General features: G+C 63.7%; 18 protein-coding genes, 1 tRNA gene and 1 riboswitch. Of the genes, 8 read left to right on the forward strand and 11 right to left on the reverse strand.

The features are described from left to right. Positions 1–18 precede the first annotated feature (18 nt). Both melA and J2Z31_RS02815 read left to right on the forward strand, forming a co-directional pair. Positions 19–1,392 (forward strand): alpha-glucosidase/alpha-galactosidase, encoded by a 1,374-nt coding sequence (melA, locus tag J2Z31_RS02810; protein ID WP_209600358.1) that lies wholly within the window; start codon positions 19–21, stop codon positions 1,390–1,392. Between the two features lie 141 nt (positions 1,393–1,533). Then, entirely contained in the window at positions 1,534–1,719 is a 186-nt protein-coding gene (locus J2Z31_RS02815) for a hypothetical protein (protein ID WP_209600359.1), read from the forward strand. Positions 1,720–1,904: 185 nt separating this feature from the next. Here the strand turns inward: J2Z31_RS02815 and J2Z31_RS02820 are convergent, their stop codons facing one another. The 5 genes from J2Z31_RS02820 to thiC are packed head-to-tail and all read right to left on the reverse strand — an operon-like array spanning position 1,905 to position 6,314. Next, the gene (locus tag J2Z31_RS02820; RefSeq protein WP_209600360.1) at positions 1,905–2,510 is read right to left on the reverse strand and encodes a thiamine phosphate synthase; all 606 of its coding nucleotides are present in this window, start codon (positions 2,508–2,510) and stop codon (positions 1,905–1,907) included. Continuing rightward, on the reverse strand, positions 2,507–3,280 hold the full coding sequence (locus tag J2Z31_RS02825) for a thiazole synthase (protein WP_209600361.1): 774 nt from the start codon (positions 3,278–3,280) through the stop codon (positions 2,507–2,509). The genes J2Z31_RS02820 and J2Z31_RS02825 overlap by 4 nt, the downstream gene beginning before the upstream one ends. A gap of 1 nt (position 3,281) precedes the next feature. Beyond that, positions 3,282–3,479 (reverse strand): sulfur carrier protein ThiS, encoded by a 198-nt coding sequence (gene thiS / locus J2Z31_RS02830; RefSeq protein WP_209600362.1) that lies wholly within the window; start codon positions 3,477–3,479, stop codon positions 3,282–3,284. Next, positions 3,476–4,483 carry a glycine oxidase ThiO gene (gene thiO / locus J2Z31_RS02835; protein WP_209600363.1) on the reverse strand — a complete coding sequence of 336 codons (1,008 nt, stop codon included), beginning with the start codon at positions 4,481–4,483 and terminating at the stop codon, positions 3,476–3,478. Before thiO ends, thiS begins: the two co-directional genes overlap by 4 nt. Position 4,484: 1 nt before the next feature. Next, a complete protein-coding gene (gene thiC / locus J2Z31_RS02840; protein ID WP_209600364.1) occupies positions 4,485–6,314 on the reverse strand; it encodes a phosphomethylpyrimidine synthase ThiC in 1,830 nt (609 codons plus the stop codon). A gap of 97 nt (positions 6,315–6,411) precedes the next feature. Continuing rightward, a riboswitch (TPP riboswitch) is annotated at positions 6,412–6,523 on the reverse strand. 186 nt (positions 6,524–6,709) lie between these two features. Here thiC and J2Z31_RS02845 point away from each other — a divergent pair. After that, entirely contained in the window at positions 6,710–8,728 is a 2,019-nt protein-coding gene (locus J2Z31_RS02845) for an ABC transporter ATP-binding protein/permease (RefSeq protein ID WP_234939229.1), read from the forward strand. Positions 8,729–8,807: 79 nt separating this feature from the next. Here the strand turns inward: J2Z31_RS02845 and J2Z31_RS02850 are convergent, their stop codons facing one another. Then, complete coding sequence (locus J2Z31_RS02850) at positions 8,808–9,251, reverse strand: PPC domain-containing DNA-binding protein (protein ID WP_209600365.1); 444 nt, start codon at positions 9,249–9,251, stop codon at positions 8,808–8,810. 184 nt (positions 9,252–9,435) lie between these two features. Between J2Z31_RS02850 and J2Z31_RS02855 the strand changes: the two genes are divergently transcribed. Beyond that, entirely contained in the window at positions 9,436–10,173 is a 738-nt protein-coding gene (locus J2Z31_RS02855) for a rhomboid family intramembrane serine protease (protein ID WP_209600366.1), read from the forward strand. Positions 10,174–10,336: 163 nt separating this feature from the next. Continuing rightward, the gene (gene lhgO, locus J2Z31_RS02860; RefSeq protein WP_209600367.1) at positions 10,337–11,551 is read left to right on the forward strand and encodes an L-2-hydroxyglutarate oxidase; all 1,215 of its coding nucleotides are present in this window, start codon (positions 10,337–10,339) and stop codon (positions 11,549–11,551) included. 173 nt (positions 11,552–11,724) lie between these two features. Here lhgO and J2Z31_RS02865 read toward each other — a convergent pair. The 3 genes from J2Z31_RS02865 to J2Z31_RS02875 form a co-directional block, all read right to left on the reverse strand. Continuing rightward, a tRNA-Ser gene (locus tag J2Z31_RS02865) sits at positions 11,725–11,815 on the reverse strand. Positions 11,816–11,938: 123 nt separating this feature from the next. After that, positions 11,939–13,303 (reverse strand): sigma-54-dependent transcriptional regulator, encoded by a 1,365-nt coding sequence (locus J2Z31_RS02870; RefSeq protein WP_209600368.1) that lies wholly within the window; start codon positions 13,301–13,303, stop codon positions 11,939–11,941. Continuing rightward, the gene (locus J2Z31_RS02875; RefSeq protein WP_209600369.1) at positions 13,300–15,174 is read right to left on the reverse strand and encodes a sensor histidine kinase; all 1,875 of its coding nucleotides are present in this window, start codon (positions 15,172–15,174) and stop codon (positions 13,300–13,302) included. Before J2Z31_RS02875 ends, J2Z31_RS02870 begins: the two co-directional genes overlap by 4 nt. A gap of 230 nt (positions 15,175–15,404) precedes the next feature. On the opposite strand from J2Z31_RS02875, the gene J2Z31_RS02880 reads away from it, so the two are divergent. Together J2Z31_RS02880 and J2Z31_RS02885 are read left to right on the forward strand one after the other, a co-directional pair. Then, positions 15,405–16,730 carry a dicarboxylate/amino acid:cation symporter gene (locus tag J2Z31_RS02880; RefSeq protein ID WP_209601044.1) on the forward strand — a complete coding sequence of 442 codons (1,326 nt, stop codon included), beginning with the start codon at positions 15,405–15,407 and terminating at the stop codon, positions 16,728–16,730. 273 nt (positions 16,731–17,003) lie between these two features. Next, positions 17,004–17,954 (forward strand): hypothetical protein, encoded by a 951-nt coding sequence (locus tag J2Z31_RS02885; RefSeq protein ID WP_209600370.1) that lies wholly within the window; start codon positions 17,004–17,006, stop codon positions 17,952–17,954. A 602-nt stretch (positions 17,955–18,556) separates the two neighbouring features. On the opposite strand, the gene J2Z31_RS02890 is transcribed toward J2Z31_RS02885, so the two are convergent. Together J2Z31_RS02890 and J2Z31_RS02895 are read right to left on the reverse strand one after the other, a co-directional pair. After that, positions 18,557–19,498, reverse strand: a complete 942-nt coding sequence (locus J2Z31_RS02890) for a response regulator transcription factor (protein WP_209601045.1) — start codon at positions 19,496–19,498, stop codon at positions 18,557–18,559. Next, on the reverse strand, positions 19,485–22,865 hold the full coding sequence (locus J2Z31_RS02895; protein ID WP_209600371.1) for a hybrid sensor histidine kinase/response regulator: 3,381 nt from the start codon (positions 22,863–22,865) through the stop codon (positions 19,485–19,487). The genes J2Z31_RS02890 and J2Z31_RS02895 overlap by 14 nt, the downstream gene beginning before the upstream one ends. A 170-nt stretch (positions 22,866–23,035) precedes the next feature. Here J2Z31_RS02895 and J2Z31_RS02900 point away from each other — a divergent pair, with 170 nt between their 5' ends. After that, positions 23,036–23,185 (forward strand): hypothetical protein, encoded by a 150-nt coding sequence (locus J2Z31_RS02900; protein ID WP_209600372.1) that lies wholly within the window; start codon positions 23,036–23,038, stop codon positions 23,183–23,185. Positions 23,186–23,218 lie beyond the last annotated feature (33 nt).

Genomic DNA, 23,218 nt, shown 5'->3' on the forward strand with positions numbered 1-23,218 from the left:
CAGGAACAGAGGTATTCAATGACCAGACAACCCAAGATCACCTTCATCGGCGCCGGCTCGACCGTCTTCATGAAGAACATCATCGGCGACGTCCTGCAGCGGCCGTCGCTTTCGGCCGCCACCATCGCACTGATGGACTTGAACCCGGAGCGTCTCGCCGAAAGCGAGATCGTCGCCGGCAAGCTGGTGCGCACCCTTGGGGTGCAGGCGAAGGTGGAGACACATTCCAACCAGCGGAAGGCGCTCGAAGGGGCGGACTTCGTCGTCGTCGCCTTCCAGATCGGCGGTTATGAGCCCTGCACCGTGACCGATTTCGAAGTGCCGAAGAAATACGGGCTGCGCCAGACGATCGCCGACACGCTCGGCGTCGGCGGCATCATGCGGGGGCTTCGCACCGTGCCGCACCTGTGGAAGATCTGCGAGGACATGCTCGAGGTCTGCCCCGAGGCGATCCTCCTGCAATATGTGAATCCGATGGCGATCAACACCTGGGCGATCGCGGAGAAATACCCGACCATCAAGCAGGTCGGCCTCTGCCACTCGGTCCAGGGCACCGCCTTCGAGCTTGCGCGCGACCTCGACATTCCGCTCGACGAGATCCGCTATCGCGCCGCCGGCATCAACCACATGGCCTTCTACCTGAAGTTCGAGCATCGTCAGAAGGACGGCAGCTATCGCGACCTCTATCCGGATCTGATCCGCGGCTATCGCGAGGGGCGGTTCCCGAAGCCCAGCCACTGGAACCTGCGCTGCCCGAACAAGGTACGTTACGAGATGCTGACGCGGCTCGGCTATTTCGTCACCGAGAGCTCGGAACATTTCGCCGAATACACGCCCTATTTCATCAAGGACGGCCGTCCCGATCTCATTGAGAAATTCGGCATTCCGCTCGACGAATATCCGAAGCGCTGCATCGAGCAGATCGAGCGCTGGAAGGACCAGGCGGCCGCCTACAAGGAGGCCGAGACGATCGAGGTTGCCGAGAGCCATGAATATGCCTCGTCGATCATGAACTCGGTCTGGACCGGCGAGCCCTCGGTGATCTACGGCAACCTCAGGAACAATGGCTGCATCACCTCGCTGCCGGAGAATTGCGCCGCGGAAGTCCCCTGCCTTGTCGATGCGTCCGGCATCCAGCCGACCTATATCGGCGCACTGCCGCCGCAGCTCACGGCTCTCATCCGCACGAACATCAACGTCCAGGAGCTGACGGTCCAGGCGCTCGTCACCGAAAACCGCGAGCACCTTTATCACGCGGCGATGATGGACCCGCATACGGCCGCCGAGCTCGACCTCGACCAGATCTGGTCGCTCGTCGACGACCTGCTCGCCGCCCACCGCGACTGGATCCCGGAATGGGCCCGCGTTTCGAAGAAGGTAGCGGCCGCCTGACTTTTTCTCCCGGTCAGGCGACCAGATGGCCCCGGAACATACGTTCCGGGGCCTTTCTTGATGGGGCGCGCAGTCTGGAACCGATCTGTGTCCCGATGGTTCGGGACGGCACCTCTTTCGAAGCAGCAGATGGAGCTCCAGATGGAAAAGAAATCGGATCGTCCAAGGAACAAGGGCGAGAGCGGTACCGCCAAGAAGAACCAGCCCGGCCATGTCGGCGGCGACCAGGCGCGCAAGGCTGAGGAGTGGGGCGGTGGATCCAAGGCTTCGAAGGGCGCTGTCGGCAAGGAAGACAAGCGCAACCCGAATTCGAGCGCGAAGAGTTGAACGGGTCGCTGCCAAGAAGCCCCGCCTAGACGAACCCTTCCCAACCTCTCCCCACAAGGGGGAGGGGATTTGATGCCCGCGGCGGCCGCTGCCTTTCTCGAAGCGTTGGAACTTGCCTTACCGGGTGAACGGGGGGAGGGCGCCACCGTTTGAGCCGCTCCCCCTTGGGAGTCACGAAGCGGCGCCTACCGCCACGCGTCCGTCTTCCGAATCCACTCGCGCGTACGACCCTCCGGATCCGCATCCAGCGTGATATCCGTCACCACCGCGGCGCTGTCCGCACCATGCGCAAACACCCCTTCGATCCGCTGCGGATTGAGCCCGCCGATCGCGACGAGAGGCAGCGGGCCGATGCGCTCGCGCCAGGCGGAAAGACGCTCCAGTCCCTGCGGTGCCCACTTCATCTTCTTGAGGATCGTCGGGTAGATCGGCCCGAGCGCCACATAGACCGGGTCTGCCGCGAGCGCCGTCTCCAGTTCCGCTTCGTCATGGGTGCTGAGCCCAAGCTTCAGCCCGGCGGTGCGGATGGCGGCAAGATCGGCGTCCGCCAGATCCTCCTGCCCGAGATGGACGAAATCGCAGCCCTCCTCGATCGCGAGCTGCCAATAGTCGTTGACGATCAGCTGACAGCCGTGCGCTCCGCAAGTGGCCTTCGCGCGGCGGATCTCCGCGCGGATGGCCTCGTCGCTCGCGTCCTTGATCCTGAGCTGCACGAGCTTGACGCCGAGGGGTACGAGGCGTTCGACCCAGGCGGCGCTGTCGACGATGAGATAGAAGGGATCGAGCTTCACGAGAAGACTGCCTTTCCGATGACCGGGGTCGAAGGGATTGCCATGTCGCGCGGTTCGAGCATGCCGGCGCGGTAAGCAGCGTTGCCGGCCTCGATCGCAGCGGCGAAGGCAGCGGCCATCGATCCCGGGTCGGCGGCCCCGGCGACCGCCGTGTTGAGAAGCACGGCGTCGTAGCCGAGTTCCATCACCGCTGCCGCATGCGAAGGCCGTCCGATGCCGGCATCGACGATCAGCGGGACGCCTGGAAAATGCGCCCGCATGGCGCGCAGCGCCGGGAGATTCTGCGGGCCCATGGCGCTGCCGATCGGCGCACACCAGGGCATCAGCACCTGGCAACCGGCGTCTACAAGCCTTTCGGCGACGACGAGATCGTCGGTCGTGTAGGGGAACACCTCGAAGTCCTCGCCGGTGAGGATACGCGCCGCCTCCACGAGCCCGAAGACGTCCGGCTGCAGCGTGTCGTGATGGCCGATTATTTCGAGCTTGATCCAGTTGGTCGAAAAGACCTCGCGTGCCATCTTTGCCGTCAGCACCGCTTCCGACACGGAATGGCAGCCGGCGGTGTTCGGCAGCACCCGCACGCCGAGCTCGCGGATCAACTCGAAGAAGGCGCCGCCATTCTTGCCGCCCGCGGTCTCGCGCCTGAGCGAAACGGTGACGATTTCCGAACCGGATCGGCGCACGGCGTCGGCAAGCACCGCGGGCGAGGGGTAGCGCGCGGTGCCGAGCAGCAAGCGCGAGGTGATCCGGGTTCCATAGAGTTCAAGCATCTCAGCCTCCCTGCATGGGCGAGAGGATCTCGACCCGATCGCCGTCGGAAAGCCGGAAAGCACCACGGATCTCGCGGTGCACCAGTTCACCGTTGACCGCTGTTGCCAGCCACTCGCCCTCGTATTCTAGGGCCAGCAGCAGCTCCGACAGCGTCGCGGCGCTCATCTCCAGCATCTCGCCATTGACGATCAAGGTCATTGGATTGCCTCCTGTCGCAAAGAGGGGTTGAGCTCGGCGGCGGCCGCTTCGGCACAGAGCCGTTCCGCCACCTGCCGCGCCATGGCGGGGGCAAGCAGGAAACCGTGGCGATACATGCCGGCGATCGCGAAGCCCTCCTCGCGCTCGAGGACACGGGGCAAATTGTCGGCGAAGGCCGGACGGATGCCGACGCCCGTCTCCACCAGGCGAGCCTCGCCGAAGGCCGGATGGACGGCGTAGGCGGCGTTCAGGAGTTCCATCAACGAACGGGCGGTGATCGGCCCCTCATCATCGGTCTCGATCATGGTCGCGCCGATCATGAAGCGATGGTCCTCACGCGGCACGACATAGAGCGGGTGGCGCGGATGAAGCAGGCGGACGGGCCTCGAGAGGCTGATCTCCGACGTTTCCAGAAAGAGCATCTCGCCCCGCACGCCGCGAAGGCCGGGCGTGCTGGCGATCGCCGCCGCGCCGGTGCATTCGACCACCGCCGTGTAGCGTGTCTTGGTTGGCTCGTCGCCGCGCCCAAGATGGAATCGGACGCCTCTGCCGAGGAGCGCCGCGTAAAGGCCGGCCATTGCCTTTCGCGGATCGAGATGTGCCTCCTCGCGAAAGAAGAGCGCCCGATCGAACCGGCCCGCAAGGTCCGGTTCGAGCTCCGCGATCCTGTTGCCGCCGACCCATTCATGCCCGCGGGTGCGGGCGGCGAAGCGGTCGAGTTCCCTGCTGTCGCGTCCTGCCGCCACCACCAAAGTGCCACGCCGGATCACTTCGCCGGGGAGGGCTTGCTCCCACCAGTCGGCGGAGGACAGGCCGAGCCTCAACACCGCTTCGTCGGCCGCTTCGCGTTCGCAAAAGGGCGCGAGCATGCCGCCGGCATAAGTGGATGCACCGGCTCCGATGGTTTCCGCCGCATCGACCACTTCCACCGCGATGCCGCGGCGGTTGAGCTCGAAGGCGGCGGCGAGGCCGGCGACGCCGGCGCCCTTGATCAGGACCGTCATCTCACTCTCCCGGCCGCGTTCCTGAGGCGACCGGCATGTAGAGATCGCCGCCCTCGCGATACCTCGCGGCCATGGCTACCAACCCCTCCTTCTGCGCCTCGGCGCGGATGTCGTGGGAGATCCGCATGGAGCAGAATTTCGGACCGCACATCGAGCAGAAATGCGCGACCTTGTGCGCCTCCTTCGGCAGGGTCTCGTCGTGGAAATTGCGCGCCGTCTCCGGATCGAGCGACAGGTTGAACTGGTCCTCCCAGCGGAACTCGAAACGGGCGCGCGACAGCGCATCGTCGCGGATACGGGCCGCCGGGTGGCCTTTGGCGAGATCGGCCGCGTGCGCGGCGATCTTGTAGGTGATGACGCCGGTCTTCACGTCATTGCGGTCGGGGAGGCCCAAATGCTCCTTCGGCGTCACGTAGCAGAGCATGGCGGTGCCGAACCAGCCGATCATCGCCGCGCCGATGCCGGAGGTGATGTGATCGTAGCCGGGCGCGATGTCGGTCGTCAGCGGCCCGAGCGTGTAGAAGGGCGCCTCGCCGCAGGTCCTCAGTTGCTTGTCCATGTTCTCCTTGATCTTGTGCATCGGCACATGGCCGGGGCCCTCGATCATCACCTGGCAATCCTTCGCCCAGGCGATTTTCGTCAGCTCGCCAAGCGTTTCGAGCTCGGCAAACTGCGCCGCATCGTTGGCGTCGGCGATCGAGCCGGGGCGCAATCCATCGCCGAGCGAGAAGGAAACGTCATAGGCACGGCAGATGTCGCAGATCTCCTCGAAATGCTCGTAGAGGAAGCTCTCCCTGTGGTGATGCAGACACCATTTTGCCATGATCGAACCGCCGCGCGAGACGATGCCGGTGACGCGGTCGACAGTGAGCGGGATGTAGTGGAGCCGCACGCCGGCGTGGATCGTAAAATAGTCGACGCCCTGTTCCGCCTGTTCGATCAGCGTGTCGCGGAAGACCTCCCAGGTGAGGTCCTCGGCGATGCCGCCGACCTTCTCGAGCGCCTGATAGAGCGGCACCGTGCCGATCGGCACCGGCGAATTGCGGATGATCCATTCGCGGATATTGTGGATGTTGCGGCCGGTCGACAGGTCCATGACCGTGTCGGCGCCCCAGCGCGTCGCCCAGACCATTTTCTCGACCTCCTCGGCCATGGACGAGGTAACGGCCGAGTTGCCGATATTGGCGTTGATCTTCACCAGAAAATTCCGGCCGATGATCATCGGCTCAGATTCCGGATGGTTGATGTTGGCAGGGATGATCGCCCGGCCGCTGGCGACCTCCTGGCGGACGAATTCGGGGGTAACGAAATCGGGCACTGCGGCGCCGAAGCTCTCGCCGTCGCGTGTGAGCGCCTCTTTCGCCGCCTTGCGGCCGAGGTTTTCGCGGATGGCGACGAATTCCATTTCCGGGGTGATGATCCCGGCGCGGGCATAGGCGAGCTGGGTGACGGCCCGGCCCGGCTTGGCGCGGAGCGGCTGGTGGCGCACGGAAAATTCCGGTGTCAGTCGCTCGCCGGTGGCAAAGCCGTTATCCTCCGCCCTGACCGTGCGGCCCTCATAGCTCTCGACGTCGCCGCGCGCCGTTATCCAGTCGCGGCGAAGGCGCGGCAGACCCTGGTCGATGCTGATATTGGCGTTTTCTTTCGTATAGGGACCGGAGGAATCATAGACGGTCACCGGCGGCTCGCCGGAGGTCGGATGCAGCGCGATCTCGCGCATCGGCACGCGGATGTCCGGGTGGATCTCGCCCGGCTTATAGACCTTTTTCGATGCGGGAAGAGGTCCCTGCGTGACGGAGGGCGTCTCGGCGAGAGGCTTGAATAGATTCATCGTGAGGCTCCAAAGTTTTCGCGTTGGAGACCCAGTTCTGAAGCCGGAAGGATGAAAAGACGCGGGCACCGATGACCGTGAAGATACGGAATCCAGCCTTCGCACGTCTGCACCGTCCCTACGCCAGTATGAACTGGATCAGGTTCAACGGGTCACTGCGCGCTCTAGCAGTATCTCAGCCCCTTGCCGGGACCCCCCTGGTGAATGGCGCAATACTGACCGATATCGCCGCGGCGTCAAGACGGTTTTTTCAGGCTTCGCGATGGCATTGGCAGTGGACTGTCCTCTACTTCGCCTTCGGCTCGGTTGGAACCTGAAGGCGCCGGGGCTATTCTCTTCAGGAAACTGATCGCGATTAGTGCGTTCCGGCCGAGCCCTGCCGATAGTAGATGGGATTGGAGGAGGAGAGTCTTCTGGTAAAAGCGTTCGGGGAAAAGGCGTTGCAATGGTGGAGCCGAAAATGGTCAAAGCAGCCGCAATCGACTCCCGTCTCATCGATGCGCAGCTTCTGGGGGCTGATGTGGGCCTATTGGTTCTCCGATAGATGGCAGGAGGCTTGGGGGCTCGCAGCGCTCATTGTCGTGCTTACCGGTCTGTCGGCGATGGCAAGCGTCTGGTTTGCAGAAGCCTCCGGCGAACTCGTCGGCGCCATCGCCTTTCTGCACCATCCGCAAAATCCGACAACGCTGAGATCCATCCTCACAGCCGCGGCGACAATGGGCGGGATAGTATTGGTCCGGGGGATCGGTCTCATTGCAGTCCGCCACTTCTTGTCGACGACCCTGCACCGCAGATGGCGCGCCTGGCTTAACCAGAGATTCAACGAAGCGCTGCTTAGTCGCAATCACACGCATCTGCATCTGCAGCATGGTGCAGCCGAGGCGATGCCGTCCGGGGCGGGCGTGCCCGACAACATAGACCAGCGCATCCAGGAGTCGATCAAGGGCCTAACCGGCGGGGCCATCGGCCTCGCCATGGGCATTGCCGGCGTCACCTTGTCGCTGTTCTTCGTCGGCGGCAGGATCATCGAAACCTCGACCGAAGTCACCGGTCTGGAATTTCTCGGCAGCTATGCCAGTGCCTGCCTGACGCTTGCGGCCGTCATCGCTTACGTCCCAATCAGCACGTTCGTGGCAGCAAAGCTCGGTGCGATCCAACAGAGGCTGGATGTCAGGATGCAGGCGGCGGAAGGCAGCTACCGCCGCGAGTTGACGACGCTGCTCCACCGCAGCTTCCACATCGCGGCCTCCCGGGGGGAGGGGGCGCAGCAGCGCATCCACGACCGGCGGTACCACAATATCGACAGCACCTGGTCACGCCTCAATATCCTGACGGCCTGCTATATGGGGTTCGAGCTCGTCTACAATTTCTTCGGCCAGCGCATCGTCGCCTATGCCCCCGGCCTGCTTCCCTATGTCGAGGGCAGGATCAGCCTGCAGGGCTATGTTACCGGCGCGGAGCTTGCCAATGCCGTGATCAACGATTGCTCCTGGTTCATCCATGTCATGCCCGACATAGCGAGGCTCAGGGCAAACGCACGCCGTGTCACGGATCTCGCAAAGGCGATCGAGGACGTGCAACAGCCGCGAGCCTTCTATGCCCGCACCGGGCTGTCGGAGCTTCGACGTCTCCAGCAGCCTCCCGAGTTCGGCCTGACGGTCCGGCGCCTTGAACTGATGCATCCCGGCGCCGATCAGCCTTTCCTCATGGCCGGCCATCTGCACATGAACCCCGGCGAATGGAGCCTGGTCGTCGGCCGGTCGGGAAGCGGCAAGTCGTCCTTGCTCAAGGCGATAAACGGCTTTTGGCCCCACGGCCGCGGCATGATCCTGCTGCCGAGAAACGTGCGGACGCTCTTTGCCGCGCAGGACGTGAAGCTGCCGCCGCTGTCGCTGAAAGAACTCATATGCCTGCCGGAACCGGCTGAAGCGTACTCGAACGGCGACGTTGCCGCGGCGCTCTCGAATGCCGGTCTGTCCGAATTCGTCTCCGACCTTCTCGCGGAGGGCAGGGGCTCTGAAAGCTGGGACCGGATGCTTTCCGGCGGGCAGAGGCAGAAGCTCGTGCTGGCGCGCATTCTCCTGCAGCGCCCGGGCCTGGTTTTTCTCGACGAACCGACAAGCGCGCTCGATGTCGAGGCGACGATCGCGTTTCACCAGGCGATCAAGGACGGGTGTCCCGGGGCAACCGTGGTCAGCATCATGCATGATGCCGCGCCGCCGAAGTCCAACAAGGGCGTGGACTTCTACGACAGTGTGATCGCCATCGCCGACGGTCGGGCGAGCAAGGGTCCGCTACCGAGGATTCCAATCGGTCCCGTCGGTCCCGCTCGCATGAAGCCTCCAGTCACGGGTAAGGCCGGTTCCCTGCGGCCTGCCACCAGCGGCGGGAGCGGCGGCAGCCGACCGGAATGAGGAAGGCGGCCAACGCCAGCGGTCCTGGAGGCAAGCCCAACCGCGCCAACGGCAGTAGGTCCTGACACTGCCGTTGGCTTTACTTTGCCGGATGGATGAGCATCAGCCCCGTCGCGGGGTCGTGCGTCTTGCTGAGATGGGCCGGGGACTCCGTGAGCACGATCTCAAGCGTCGGACGGACATGCGCATCCGCGAGGTGACCCGCAATCGCACTGCCGTCGCGCCTGCCGAGCACGGCATGCATGTGGATCGCCCGGTTCCCATCGGGAGCAAGTGCCACGTCGCCATTGAGGCTCGCGACCTCGACCTGTTCACGCACGGGTATAGGGCAATATGCCTTCGCCTCCCAATCGAAATAGCGCATCTCCGCATCGCTGAAGGCGCCGATGGCCGTGAATTGCGACGCCGTCAGCCTTTCGCGCTCGGCGAAATCGGAGAGACATGCAAGCACGCTGTCACCCGTTTCGAGCACGACGGCAAAAGTGCGCTGGCCGTCATTGTCGGCGAGAAGCTTGCTCTGCATGAATTGTCCTCCTTGAAATGGCGGCATTCGGGCGCAAGGCGTCTCGTCGACAACCCGACGCACCGCGCTTTGTTCCGCGTCAGCCATAGGTCTGGCGCCGGAACATAGAGCCTTGCAGCGGGGTTTTTATCGAAGGGTCGCGATCGCGCCGCCAGAACGACCCGGCAGGACATGGGGGCGTCTGATGATCCCGATCTACGATACCGCACCCCGAGCCCGCACCCCGGTCGTCGTCTACGGCATGATCCTCGCGAACGTCGCCATCTTCATTTGGATGGTCGGTCTTTCTGGACCGGAGACGGGCTGGGTGCTGATGCACTTCGCCCTCATCCCGCTCCGCTATTCGGACCCGGAGGCGGCACTCGCTGTCGGCCTCGATCCGACCAGCTATTGGCCGCTGCTGACCAGCACCTTTCTCCATGGCGGCTGGCTTCACCTCGGTCTTAACATGTGGAGCCTCTGGATCTTCGGCCCCGCCATGGAGGCGCATTGCGGCCGGCTGGGCTTCATCCTCCTCTACGCCGCCGGCGCGGTGGCGGCGAGCTTCGCGCATCTCGTCGCCAACTGGACATCGCCGGTGCCGGCCCTGGGAGCGTCCGGGGCGATTGCCGCGGTGGTCGCCGCCTACGCCGTGACCTATCCGCGCGCCAAGGTCATGCTGCTCGTGCCGATATTGTTCTTGCCGCTGTTCGTCCCGGTGTCGGCGCTGTTCTTCGCCGCATTCTGGTTCGTTCTCCAGATCCTCCAGGGAACGCAGGAATTATTCGCCGGTTCGATGGGTGCCGGGGTGGCATGGTGGGCCCATATCGGCGGTTTTCTCCTCGGAATATTCTTTGCGAAGGTCGCAGATGCCCTGGGGCTCGGTCGAGGCATCGAAACGCGGCGCTGGAGCGGATCGGTGCCACGGGTTCCGCGGCGCTGACGCCAGCTCGACTCCTCAGCCGTGCTGTCCGGGCGATTTCAGGCTACCCCCGCGCGACGCCGAAAGGAGATATTCCCTTTCCGGGCGAAATCTCCTTACATCATCGGTGCCCGATGTCGATAACGATGTCGACGTGGTCACGACGGCCGTGGGAGCGACGGGGATGGCTGGACTGGATTACGACTATTGCATCATCGGCGGCGGCATTGTCGGCCTTGCGACCGCAATGGCGGTGCAGCGGCGAGAGCCCGGCGCGCGGTTGATCCTGTTGGAAAAGGAACAGGCGCCGGCCATGCACCAGACGGGTCACAATAGCGGGGTGATCCATGCCGGGGTCTATTACCAGCCCGGCTCGCTGAAAGCGCGGCTCTGCCGGGAAGGTGCCGAGGCGACGAAGGCGTTCTGCCGGCAAAAGTCAATCCGCTTCGAGGAATGCGGCAAGCTGCTGGTCGCGACCGATGCCCTGGAAATGCAGCGGATGGTGGACCTCGCGGCGCGGGCTGAGCGAAACGAAATCCGTTTCGAGCCGCTTAGCCGGGACCGGCTGAAGGCAAGGGAGCCGGAGATCGCCGGCCTCGGCGCCCTGTTCGTCCCCGCCACTGGAATCGTCGACTATGCGCAAGTGTGCCGCGCCATGGCCGAGGAGGTCAGGGCGGCGGGCGGCATTCTTCAGTTTGGAGCGACGGTTAGCGCGATCCACGAGGAAGATGCCGCTGTCGTCGTGCAAGCGGGCGAACACGTGGTGCGCGCCGGCCGCCTCGTTGCATGTGCCGGCCTGCAATCGGACCGGCTGGCGCGGCTCGCCGGCCTGGCGATCAATCACAGGATCGTACCGTTTCGCGGCGAATACTACACCTTGCCGAAGAGCCGATCCGACATCGTTCGGCACCTGATCTATCCCATCCCCGATCCGGATCTGCCCTTTCTTGGTGTTCACCTCACGCGGATGATCGACGGGAGCGTGACGGTCGGTCCGAACGCGGTGTTGGGCTTTGCCCGCGAAGGCTATCGCAAGGGCAGCGTGAATCTCCCGGATGTAACCGAGATGATCCGGTTTCCTGGGTTCTGGAGCGTTTTGCGCCGCAACTGGCGGTCTGGCCTGGACGAGATGCTCGGGTCGCTGTCGCGGCGCCGCTATCTCGAGAAATGCCGGAAATATTGCCCGTCGCTGACCTTGGCGGATCTCGGCAGGCCGGGTGCAGGAATACGTGCCCAGGCAGTCTTGCGCGACGGCACGCTCGTCCACGATTTCCTCTTCATCGGCACGGAGCGGATGCTCCATGTCTGCAACGCGCCGTCTCCTGCGGCGACCTCGGCCATTCCCATTGCCAACATGATCGTCGACCGCCTGTTCGAAGGCCGCTTCAAGGCGGCGTGACGGCGGGTTCGCCAGCCACACTCGGCAACCAGCGCCTTACCTACTGCATGTCTCCCTAAACCGACCTCGATTTAGGGACAAAGACATGCAGCGATTCAAATTGCTACAGCGACCTTTGCGCGTCTGAAAAGACGCGCGGTGCTGTTTGTCTCCGGGATGGACAAACAGGATAATGGCGGAGAGGAAGGGATTCGAACCCTCGATGCGCTTTTGGCGCATACTCCCTTAGCAGGGGAGCGCCTTCGACCACTCGGCCACCTCTCCGCTTTAGTCTCCAGAATAATATGTAGAGACGCCGAAGCCAAATCGAACGGACGTGCGCCGACGTTAGGGTTGGACCGCCGGCAAGCGAACTCGCCGCACATGTCGCGACCGGCAACTTCGATGTCAGTCCTCGCCGGTAACGCTTCGGCGCACATAATCCGACCGGTTGATGCCGTGGCGCTGGAGCTTGTCATAGAAGGTCTTGCGCGGAATGCCGAGCGATTGAAGCGTTGACCTGACGTCGCCGTTATGGGCTGCCAGTGCCTCCTTCAGGATCTCCGACTCGTAGCGCTCGAGCCGTTCGGGCAGGCTGCCGCCGTCACTCGTGGGGCCGGCGGCGGTCCTCCCGGCCTTGTCCTCGACTCCGAGCGCCACCCGCTCGGCGAAGTGGGAGAGTTCGCGCACATTGCCGGGCCACGCGTGCGACATCAGGTGGTCGCGAACGGCCGCGGAGATTTCCGGCACGTCACGGCCGAACCGTTCGGCGGCACGTCTCAGGAAATGCGCGAAGAGCAGAGGGATATCCTCGCGGCGTTCGCGCAATGGCGGGATCGACAGGGTGACGACGTTCAGCCGGTAATAGAGATCCTCGCGGAAATCGCCGCGCTCCGCCGGATCGCCGAGATCGATCTTCGCGGCGGCAACGACCCGGATGTCGACGGGGCGGGTGAGGTTGGTGCCGAGCGGCGTGATTTCGCGCGCTTCGAGCACGCGCAGCATCTTGACCTGCGTCGCCGGCGGCATCGCTTCGATCTCGTCCAGGAAGAGCGTGCCGCCGCTCGCGTGCTCGATCCTGCCGATGCGCTTCTTCACCGCGCCGGTGAAGGCGCCGGGCTCGTGGCCGAAGAGCTCGCTCTCGATCACCGTTTCCGGAAGCGCGCCGCAATTGAGCGCGACGAAATTGCCGTTTCGCCTGCGGCTCCACTGGTGCAGGAGCGTCGCCACGACCTCCTTGCCGCTGCCCGTCTCGCCGGCGACGAGCACGTCGACATCCGTGCCCGCAATGTGTTTCAGCATCTGCCGCAGCCGTTCCATCACCGGCGTCTGTCCGATCAGCGGCAGGCTGTCGGAGGCGGCCTCCGCCGCCTGGCGCAGCGCCCGGTTCTCCATCACCAGGCGGCGCTTCTCATCCGCGCGGCGCGCGCTCTGCGCCAGCCGGTCGGCGGCAAAGGGCTTGGCGATGAAGTCATAGGCGCCGTCCTGGATGGCCTGCACCGCCATCGGTATGTCGCCATGTCCGGTCACCAGGATCACAGGCAGATCCGGGTCGAGATTGGCGACCTTGCGGAAGAAGGTCAGCCCGTCCATCCCCGGCATGCGGATATCGCTGATGACGACGCCGTCGAAGTCGGGACTCAAGGCTGCAAGCGCCTCCGTCGCGCTGGCAAAAGGCGAGACGATGAAGCCGGCAAGTTCCAGGGTTTGCTGCATCGCCTTGCGCAGGTCTCGATCGTCGTCGATCAGGAATACGGACGAAATTCGGCTCATCGCGCATCAGCCTTCTGCAATTGGACAGTGAATGTCGTTCCGGATGGGCCGCTTTCGACCTCGATCCGGCCGCCATAGTCCGAAACGATTTCCTGGGAGATCGCGAGGCCGAGACCAAGGCCTTCTTCCTTCGAGGTGTTGAAGGGCGTGAACAGCTCGTCGCGAATGGCGGCGGGGATGCCGGGCCCATTGTCGGCGACGATGAGCGAAATTCCGCCGGCCCGCTCCTCGCAGCTGACCCGTATTTCGCCATGGTCGCGGTCGCCGATCGCTTCGAGCGCGTTCTGGAGGAGGTTGATCAACACCTGCTCCAGCCGGATCCGGTGCCCAAGCGCCTTCAGGCCGTCGGGCGGAAAATCGATCCCGATCGCGTCCATGCGCCCGGCAAACCGGCTGCGCAAGAGCATGAGTGCGCCCTCGATGACGTCCTTGATTGCCGTCGGCTCGGCGGCGAAATGGCCTTTGCGGGCGAAGCGGCGCAGCTCGTCGGTGATGGCCCCGACCCGCTCGGTGAGTTCGGCAATGCTCTCCATGTTTTCCGCCGCCGTCGCGCTCTGGCCGCGTTCCAGGAAGGTGCGGGCATTGTCGGCATAGGCGCGGATCGTGGCGACCGGCTGGTTGATCTCGTGGGCGACCCCGGCGGCGACCTGGCCGAGAATTGCGAGCCGGTTCGCCTGCACGAGATCCTGCTGGACAGTCTGCAGCTTCTCCGTCGTCTGGCGATGATCGGTGATTTCGGCCTCGAGGCGGTCGCGCGCCATGCGTAGGTCACGCGTTCGCTCCTCCACTTTCGCTTCGAGCTCGCTGCTCCTCTGTCGTTCTGCTGCCGAGCGGATCGCGGTCACCTGGCGGCGGCGGAGCAGAAAGGCGGCGAGGGCGATGAGCGGCACCAGCGCCGCAAGCACCAACAGCCGGGCTTCGCGCGCGCCCGCCGCAAGCGCAGCCGCCATCGGCGATAGCAGTTCGAGCCGCCAGTCCGTCGTCGGCACCATCGTCTCGACGCGCAGGAACCTCTCGGCCCTGCGCCCGGGCAGCAGGGCATCAAGAGTGGAGGAGCCGTCCGGCATTGCTTCAACCTTCGCGAAGGGCAGCGGCAGGAGGGGCGCGTCGCCGAATTGCAGGCTTTCGCGAATGGCAGCAAGCCGATCCTCGGCGATCGGTTTTGTCGTCATGAAGCGCCAGGACGGCAGGCTGGTGATGAGCACGATGCCGCGCCGGTCGGTGACATAGGTCGGCTTGTTCGAGACGCGCCAGTCGGCTTCGAGACTGTCGAATTCGAGCTTGGCGACGATGACGCCGAGCGGACCGCTGGGCCCGTCAACGCGCCGGGAAATATAGAGCCCGGGTTGCCCGCTGACCGTTCCCATGGCGAAGTGCTCGGCTCCGCCATCGCGGATCGCGAGGCGAAAATAATCGCGGAAGGCATAATTATTGCCGACAAAGCTCGTCGGCTCCCGCCAATTGCTGGCGGCAACGGCGAAGCCATCGAGGCGGATCAGATAGACGACCGCCGTCTCGGCGCTCGCCGCCAGGCTTTCGAGCTTCCGGTTGATGCGGCCGAAGGCGGCCTCGTCCGGCGCTGCCAGCGCGTCGCGAATGGCCGTGTCGTCGGCGAGCACCAGCGGAAGCGTCCGCTGTCTTTCGACAACCGCTCTCAGCAGCGAAGCCTTGAGGCTCGCATCGATGCGGCCTTGCACTGCGAGGGTTTCGAGCGCGTTTGTCCGCCCATATTGGCCTGCGAGCAGGAAACTGAACGCCACAAGGGCAAGGACCGTGGCGACGAAGAGCAGCCACACCCGCCGCGCGTGCCGGCGAAGTGCGCTGAGGTCGTCCGCGGCCGGAGCTCCTTTGAACATGGCAGCATTGTGCATGTTTTCGCCCACTGCGCCAGTGAGCCTGTGCGGATTTCCGCACAGACTTGCCGGATGAGCTTGGCCTCCAGACGAAAAAGCCAAGTCTTTTCAAATCATTGTTTCCGTCGTGCCCGGTTGGCACGCAGGTTGCTCAATAGCTCCACAAGGCAGCAGCGGCTGTCGATCTTCAAGCGGCCCGGGAGGCCGGCAGGTTGCCGGACTGGGCCATCGACGTGGAGGACATCGTCATGATCATCGAGCATTCCGCGGAAGTCCGCGGCAAGACACCCTTTTATCGCCATCTTTATGTCCAGGTGCTGGCCGCGATCGTCGCGGGCATCCTGCTCGGGCATTTCTACCCGGATATTGGAACGGAGCTGAAGCCGCTCGGCGACGCCTTCATCAGGCTCGTCAAGATGATCATAGCGCCGGTCATCTTTCTGACCGTGGCAACCGGCATTGCCGGCATGACCGACCTTGCCAAGGTCGGGCGCGTCGCCGGCAAGGCGATGATCTACTTTCTGACCTTCTCGACGCTGGCGCTCGTCGTCGGCCTCGTGGTCGCCAATTTCGTGCAGCCCGGCGCCGGCATGCATATCGACCCTGCCTCCCTCGATGCGAAGGCGGTGACCAGCTATGCCGAGAAAGCGCATGAGCAGTCGATCACCGGCTTCCTGATGAACATCATCCCGACGACCCTCGTCGGCGCTTTCGCCGAGGGCGACATCCTGCAGGTGCTGTTCATTTCCGTTCTTTTCGGCCTTTCGCTGGCGATGGTCGGCAAGAAGGCGGAGCCAGTCGTTGACTTCCTGCAGGCTCTGACCTTGCCGATCTTCCGGCTGGTTGCAATCCTGATGAAGGCAGCCCCGATCGGTGCCTTCGGCGCCATGGCCTTCACCATCGGCAAGTACGGCGTCTCCTCGATCGCCAACCTCGCCATGCTGATCGGCACCTTCTACCTGACCTCGTTCCTGTTCGTCTTCGTTGTGCTTGGCGCGGTCGCCCGCTACAACGGCTTCTCGATCGTCTCGCTCATCCGCTACATCAAGGAAGAGCTGCTTCTGGTCCTCGGCACGTCCTCCTCCGAAGCGGCGCTTCCGGGCCTGATGAACAAGATGGAGAAGGCCGGCTGCAAGCGCTCCGTCGTCGGTCTCGTCATACCGACCGGCTATTCCTTCAACCTCGACGGAACCAACATCTACATGACGCTTGCGGCGCTCTTCATCGCCCAGGCGACCGACACGCCGCTCTCCTTCGGCGACCAGGTCCTGCTCTTGCTCGTCGCGATGCTGAGCTCGAAGGGCGCGGCCGGCATTACCGGCGCCGGCTTCATCACGCTCGCCGCGACCCTCTCCGTGGTACCGGCTGTCCCGGTCGCCGGCATGGCGCTGATCCTCGGCATCGACCGTTTCATGTCCGAGTGCCGGGCGCTCACCAATTTTGTCGGCAATGCCGTTGCGACGCTCGTCGTGGCAAAGTGGGAAGGGGAACTGGATCAGGCACAGCTCTCCGTCGCGCTTGGCGGAGAGATGCCCACGGCTGAAGCGATCCCAGTCGTGCAGCCGGCTGAATAACGCAAACTTTCGCGGCGCGACCACAGTATCGTGGAAAAGCGCGGCCTGCTTGGCAGGCCGCGCTTTGCTTTTGGGCGATGGCTGTGACGGGATGAACTGCTGCCGGCGCATATTTTTTTCGGTTGATGCTTCCGGAGGACTGCTGCCTCGAGATGAGGCGTGGTAATGAAGCTGCTGAGTTGCGTTCAGTGCTGAGACCTCTGTTGTCCCTTGCTGGCCGCCCCAATAGAGGTCGGCCGACCTATGCCTTACCTTCCCCCCGGCGTTCGGGAGATGCCCGATGAGTCCGGCTTCCACGACGATGCAATCGTCCCGGTTGCCTTGACAATCAAGGAAGTCCTGCAAAATCCCCGTTTCGGAGGCGCGCTCAGGGATGCCGCGCTGACACTTGTTGCGATTCACGACGAAGCGCCGCGAATCGTGCGTTATGTCGCAAACATGCAGAAATGGCTGCTGACCCAGGCCATTCTCGCGCTTCATTTCGAGCACGCCACCGATCCCTCGCGTCCTGGCCTTACTGCCGCAAACCTGGTGGCGTTTCTGGTCGACAACAACGTCGCGAGCAAGAACACCGCCGTCGCCCATCTCGCCGAGATGCGCAATTACCGCCTCTTGCTCGACGTCGAGGGGTCAGGCGACAGGCGCTCTCGTCCGCTCAGGGTGGCCGATATCGCCGAAAGGCTCATTCGCGAGTGGTTCGACGGACACCTGAGATCGCTCGATGCGCTTGACCAGGGGACCCGATGCGCACAGTCGATGGCCGATCGGCGCTTGCTCTGGCACGCGCATCCGAAACTGGCGCGGGGGTTGTTCTATGATCCGGGCTGGTGCGAGCCGCCGGAAACGGTCGGGGCCTTCGTCCGGACCGGATCGGGCAGCAACATCCTCCATGACCTGATGTCGAGACTGCCGCCAGACCATGAGCCGGAAGCGCGGACATGGATCGGCGACTTGCGGATCAGCGAACTTACGCGGCGTTACATCATTTCACGGAGCCACGCGCAGCGCGTATTTGCGCGTGCGCGTGCGCTTGACATCATCGGCTGGGAACGGCCCGGCAACAGCGGTGCCTTCTGGGTATCCGAGCGATTGATTTCTGACTACCGCCACTGGCAGGCAGTCAAGTTCTCTGCCATCGACGAGGCATTCCAGTGGGCGCGGGGTCACCTTTGCGGTTCACGCCCTCTGGAAAAGATGAAGAAATTTTTTCGTAATGAAAATTGATCTGCCACTCGAAATCCGCTCCAGGGAGCGGATGAATCTGCAATTCCGTATTCCAAGCTCGCTCGGCAAACAAAGCCCCAGCCCGTGTCGGACGAACCTGTTCCCGTTCCCTACCACTGAAGTATTAGGGGTGCGCAGCCTCATTTTTGGGTGAATTGTCGTTTCCTGCCACATTCGTACGGAGACGCGATCGGGCTCTTGCCGAGACTTGCTCGAGAGGCTTCGCCGAAGGTGCGGGCGCTTAAGTCGGGGATCAGCCGTTGCGATTGCCGGCATGGCGCGGATCTCGGCATCCGATCGTTTTCTGTCCGAGTGCCGCGCAATGACCAATTTTGTCGGTAATTCAATTGCGACGCTGGTGGTGGCGAAGCCGGGAAGGAGCTCTACAGGGAGCCAGCTTTCCAGCGCATTTCGCAGGATCATTCCGGCGGTCGTCTAACCAACGGAGCAGTGCCTCCCAGGGCCCGCACGAGAAGTGCGGTTTGGCGCGGTCTGGTTCTCCAGGCCGCGCTCTTTTTTCAGGCGACGCAGGGTTGAGTTCGCAAGACGATACCCCTCTCACCTTGCCGGGGGGCATCCGCATGCCCCATCGTGACCTGGGATCAGATCCCATGCAGCACCTGCGTCGCCTTGACGGCGGCAGACGCCCGGTTTTCAACGCCGAGCTTCACATAGATCTGCTCGAGATGCTTGGTGACGGTACGGGCGCTCAAGCCCAGGATCTCGCCGATGTCGCGGTTGGATTTGCCCTTAGCGATCCAGAGCAGCACTTCCGACTCGCGCTGGGTGAGAAGGAAATGCTGGCGCAGCATCTCGTCGTCGCTCATGCCGTTTTCGGCCGTCAGCCGGAACAGATACTCATTGGCGCCGATCGCGCCGAGATAGGAAATTTGCAGGCCCGTCCGCCCCGCCTGATGCAGCGTGAAGCTGGTCTGCCTCTCGCCACTCTGTTTTTCGCCGCCTCGCCCTTCGCGTTCCCCCATCCAGGCGGCGATGCGTCCGGTCACGACCGCAAGGCCGTCGTCGCTGCCCGTGGCGGCGTTGACGAGCCGGGTCGCCTGCGGCGTCGACCAGCGCACGGTGCCGTCGCCGCGGACCGCAAGCAGATGCCGGCCGGCGGCATCGAGCGCGACGCGGGCGCTCTGGGCGGAGCGCGCATTCGAGAGATGGACGCGAATGCGGGCGCGCAGCTCGTCAATGTTGATGGGCTTGGTCAAATAGTCGACGCCACCTGCCTCGAGCGCGCGCACCACATGTTCCGTCTCCGTAAGCCCGGTCATGAAGACCACGGGAACCTGGGCGACGGAGGCGTTGGCCTTGAGCCGCACACAGGTCTCGAAACCATCCATGCCGGGCATCACCGCGTCGAGCAGGATGATATCGGGCGTGATACGGTCGGCGATGTTGAGCGCCGCACTGCCGGAGGTGGCGATCAGCACGGAAAAGCCGGATTGCTCCAGCGCTTCGGTCAGGAAGCCGAGCGCTTCCGGAGAATCGTCCACGATGAGCACGATGTCGCGCGGGGTCGCGTCAGCCACGGGTATTCGCCTCCTCGGGCAGCAACCGTTTCAGGAAGGCGTCGTAGCCGGCAAGATCGAAGGCCCGGACATAGGCACGCACAGCCTCGGCAAAGGGCTGATTCGCCGGATTCAGGGCAATCTCCGTCAGTTTCGCCTCGATTCCCCTGACGTAGCCGATTTCGCCGAGCTGAATCAATTCCTTCACGTGATGGTCGCCGGGGCTGACGACTGCAGCGGCTTCCCCTCTGGGAGCGGTCTCCCTGGCATCATCTTCATAAATCCATTCGAGCTTGAGGTGGATCGCCAGCTTGTCGGTGAGCTGGCGGACGCCGAAGGGCTTGGCGAGCGTGTCGTTATGTCCGCCGAGGCCCGCAGCCGAGCCGTCGCCGATATTGGCCGAAAGCATGATCGCCGGAGCCGTCTGTCCTGCTTCGCGAAGCCGCGTCACCAGCTCCCAGCCGTTCATGCCGGGCATGGAGATGTCGATCAGGAACAGGTCCGGCTTCGCTGACTGAACGAGCAGCAGGCACTCGGCGCCGCTTGCCGCCACAAGCACGGTGAAGTCAAGCGGTGCGAGAACCTCGCGCATCAGGGCGCGATGGTCTTCATTGTCATCGACGACGAGGACGGTGCGGCGCGGCCCCTTGTAGGACCTGATCTTGCGCACCGGATTCTTGAGTGCCTCCGGCCGATCGACGGCCGACAGCATCAGGCGGACCTTGAAGGCCGTGCCCGTGTCTTTCTCGCTGGTCACGGAGATCTCGCCGCCGAGCGTCTGGGTGAGGAGGCGGGTGATCGTCAGGCCGAGGCCGAGCCCCGGCATGCGATGTTCCGCGTCGCCGCGCTGGAAGGGCTCGAAGATCCGCGGCAGGTCCTTCTCGCTGATGCCGCGGCCGCTGTCCTCGATGATGAACGTCGCCACCTGGCTTCGATAGGCGACATCGAAGCGGATCCGGCCATGTTCGGTGAATTTCAGCGCGTTCGAAAGCAGGTTGACGAGTATCTGCCTCAGCCGCTTTTCGTCCGTGCGCACATATTGCGACAGCGAACTCGCGCGACTGTGTTCGAAGGCGATGCCCTTGGCCTGCGCCTGCGGGCGGAACATGTCGACGATCTGGTCGAGGAAATCGTGGATGTTGATCTCGTTCGAATAGACCTGCAGCTTGCCGGCCTCGATTTTCGAGATGTCCAGCAGGCCGTCGATCAGACCGGAGAGATGGTCGGCGCTGCGCCTTATCGCCTTGATCGCCCCTTGGCGCGTGGGCGGGATCGTCTCGTCGCGCTCGAGGATCTGCGCGTAACCGAGCACGGCGTTGAGCGGCGTGCGCAATTCGTGGCTGAGCCCCACGACATAGCGGCTCTTGGCGCGGTTTGCCGCCTCCGCCGTTTCCTTGGCGTTCTGCAGGGCCTGATCGGTCTTCTTGTGAGCCGCGATCTCCTTGAGGAGCAGGGTGTTCTGGCGTGAGGATTCCTCTTCGGCCACGACGCGGCTGTCATGCGCCAGCACGTAGAACCACGATACGACGCCGGCGACGATCGCAAAGACGAAGAAGACGATCGCGATCGTCCGCTCGACCACTTCGGCAGTCTCGGGCGAGGCAGCGGTCGTCTGGTGGGCGATCATCGCCAGGATGATGCCGATACCGGTGATCGACAGGACCGCCGAGACCGCGTAGCGGCCAAGCCGTGTCGCGAGTTTCGAGACGACCGCTTGCGGCAGCAGCGTCTTCGCCACCGTGGCGATCTGCGTGTTCAGCCGCGCCCCGGGCTTGCACATGTCGTGACAGCGGCTGTCGAGCGAACAGCAGAGCGAGCAGATTGGCGCGGCATAGGCCGGGCACCAGGCCATGTCTTCCGGCTCGAACGGGTGCTCGCAGATCGAGCAGGTGATCTCGCTTTCGCGAAACCAGCTCTTGCGCGGCTTGCGGGCGAGATAGAACTTGCCTTCCGTCCACCAGGCGAGGAGCGGTGAAACGATAAAGGCGGTGACAAGCGCGATATAGGGTGCGAGCGAGGCGGCAACGGAGCCTATTGCGCCGAAATGCGCGAACAGCGCGAGAAGCGCCGACATACCCATGGTGCCGATGCCGACGGGATTGATGTCGTAGAGATGGGCGCGCTTGAACTCGATGCCGGGCGGTGCCAAGCCCAGCGGCTTGTTGACGAAGAGATCGGCCGAGATCGTACAAAGCCAAGCCATGGCGACGATCGAGAAAACGCCGAGCGTTTCTTCCAAAAGCCGGTAGATGCCGAGCTCCATCAGGAGGAGTGCGATCGCCACGTTGAAGACCAGCCAGATGACGCGGCCGGGATGGCTGTGGGTCAGCCGCGAGAAGAAGTTCGACCAGGCGAGCGACCCGGCATAGGCGTTCATCACGTTGATCTTCAGCTGCGAGACGACGACGAAGGCGACCATCAGCAGGAGGGCGCCCGTCTCCGACGGGAGGATATAGCCGAAGGCAGTGTAGTACATCTGCGCCGGATCGGCGGCCCGGGTCGATGGTACGCCGGCGCTGAGCGCCAGCACGACCAGAAAGGAGCCGGCGAGCAGCTTTGGGGCGCCGACGATCACCCAGCCGGAACCGGCGAGGAAAATGGCGATGCGGTGGTGCAGTTTGCGCTGGCCGTCGGGTGGCAGGAAGCGCAGGAAGTCCACCTGCTCGCCGATCTGCGCCGTCAGTGCGAAGATCACCGCGGAGGCCGCGCCGAATTCGACGAGGCCGAAGGGCGCAACGGTGCCCGGCGGGCCCGAGGCATGGTGGATGCCCGCATAGGAAAGCCACAGCCCCACCTTCTCCCAGTCGGCGAACGCGATGAAGACGAAGGGCAGGATGTTGAGCACGATCCAGAAGGGTTGGGTGACGAGCTGAAACTTGCTGATCAGCCGCACGCCATGGGTGACGAGCGGGATGACCAGGACGGCGCTGACGATGTAGCCGATCCAGAGCGGTATGCCGAGGGCGAGCTCCAGCGCCCCGGACATGATCGATGCCTCGATCGCGAAAAGGATGAAGGTGAAGCTTGCATAGACCAGAGACGTTATCGTCGATCCGATATAGCCGAAGCTCGCGCCGCGCGTCAGCAGGTCGATATCGACGCCGTGGCGGATGGCATAGCGGCTGATCGGCAGGCCGACGAGAAGGATCATCAGGCTGGCGACGAGAATGGCGACGATCGCGTTCGTCGTGCCGTAGGACAAGGTAATGGCGCCGCCGATCGCCTCCAGCGCCAGGAAGGAGATGGCGCCGATCGCCGTTTGCGAGATGCGCTCCGAGGAGAAGCGCCGCGCGCTCTTGGCGGTGAAGCGCAGGGCGTAGTCCTCGAGCGTCTGGTTGGCGACCCAGCGGTTATATTCTCGTCGAACGGGAATGATGCGCTGGCGTGCCGCCATGGTGCCTCGTTTCTCTTAGCCTGCCGCTCTTGGTAACACAGCCGCGCAACGGACGAAATTGCTGCATCGCAGAAAATGCTTCCATCAATCAGGCGCGTCCGGCCGAGACGCCGGAACCTAATCGGCATTCCAAGGTTGATCCCCGCAACCGATGTGTCGAGGAGGTCAAAATGGCTACGAACGCGAAGGACGGTAAGGCGGGAAAAAATTCAAAAGGTGAGCATGGCGGCAACCGCGCGGGGGATCAGACGAAAAAGGATGACAAGCCCAAGAAGAGCAGTCAGGCGGCTGGCAAGGATCCCCACAGGGACAGCAAATGAACCGATGTGCGGGTTGCAGCTGCGGAGACGCAC

Origin of the sequence: Sinorhizobium kostiense (assembly GCF_017874595.1) — a bacterium.
Classification (GTDB): domain Bacteria; phylum Pseudomonadota; class Alphaproteobacteria; order Rhizobiales; family Rhizobiaceae; genus Sinorhizobium; species Sinorhizobium kostiense.

Coding starts and splice junctions, on each gene's coding strand:
- melA (WP_209600358.1), top strand. CDS start 19: ATGACCAGACAACCCAAGATCACCTTCATCGGCGCCGGCTCGACCGTC.
- J2Z31_RS02815 (WP_209600359.1), top strand. CDS start 1,534: ATGGAAAAGAAATCGGATCGTCCAAGGAACAAGGGCGAGAGCGGTACC.
- J2Z31_RS02825 (WP_209600361.1), bottom strand. CDS start 3,280: ATGCTTGAACTCTATGGAACCCGGATCACCTCGCGCTTGCTGCTCGGC.
- thiS (WP_209600362.1), bottom strand. CDS start 3,479: ATGACCTTGATCGTCAATGGCGAGATGCTGGAGATGAGCGCCGCGACG.
- thiO (WP_209600363.1), bottom strand. CDS start 4,483: ATGACGGTCCTGATCAAGGGCGCCGGCGTCGCCGGCCTCGCCGCCGCC.
- thiC (WP_209600364.1), bottom strand. CDS start 6,314: ATGAATCTATTCAAGCCTCTCGCCGAGACGCCCTCCGTCACGCAGGGA.
- J2Z31_RS02850 (WP_209600365.1), bottom strand. CDS start 9,251: ATGCAGAGCAAGCTTCTCGCCGACAATGACGGCCAGCGCACTTTTGCC.
- J2Z31_RS02855 (WP_209600366.1), top strand. CDS start 9,436: ATGATCCCGATCTACGATACCGCACCCCGAGCCCGCACCCCGGTCGTC.
- lhgO (WP_209600367.1), top strand. CDS start 10,337: ATGGCTGGACTGGATTACGACTATTGCATCATCGGCGGCGGCATTGTC.
- J2Z31_RS02870 (WP_209600368.1), bottom strand. CDS start 13,303: ATGAGCCGAATTTCGTCCGTATTCCTGATCGACGACGATCGAGACCTG.
- J2Z31_RS02875 (WP_209600369.1), bottom strand. CDS start 15,174: ATGCACAATGCTGCCATGTTCAAAGGAGCTCCGGCCGCGGACGACCTC.
- J2Z31_RS02880 (WP_209601044.1), top strand. CDS start 15,405: ATGATCATCGAGCATTCCGCGGAAGTCCGCGGCAAGACACCCTTTTAT.
- J2Z31_RS02885 (WP_209600370.1), top strand. CDS start 17,004: ATGCCCGATGAGTCCGGCTTCCACGACGATGCAATCGTCCCGGTTGCC.
- J2Z31_RS02895 (WP_209600371.1), bottom strand. CDS start 22,865: ATGGCGGCACGCCAGCGCATCATTCCCGTTCGACGAGAATATAACCGC.
- J2Z31_RS02900 (WP_209600372.1), top strand. CDS start 23,036: ATGGCTACGAACGCGAAGGACGGTAAGGCGGGAAAAAATTCAAAAGGT.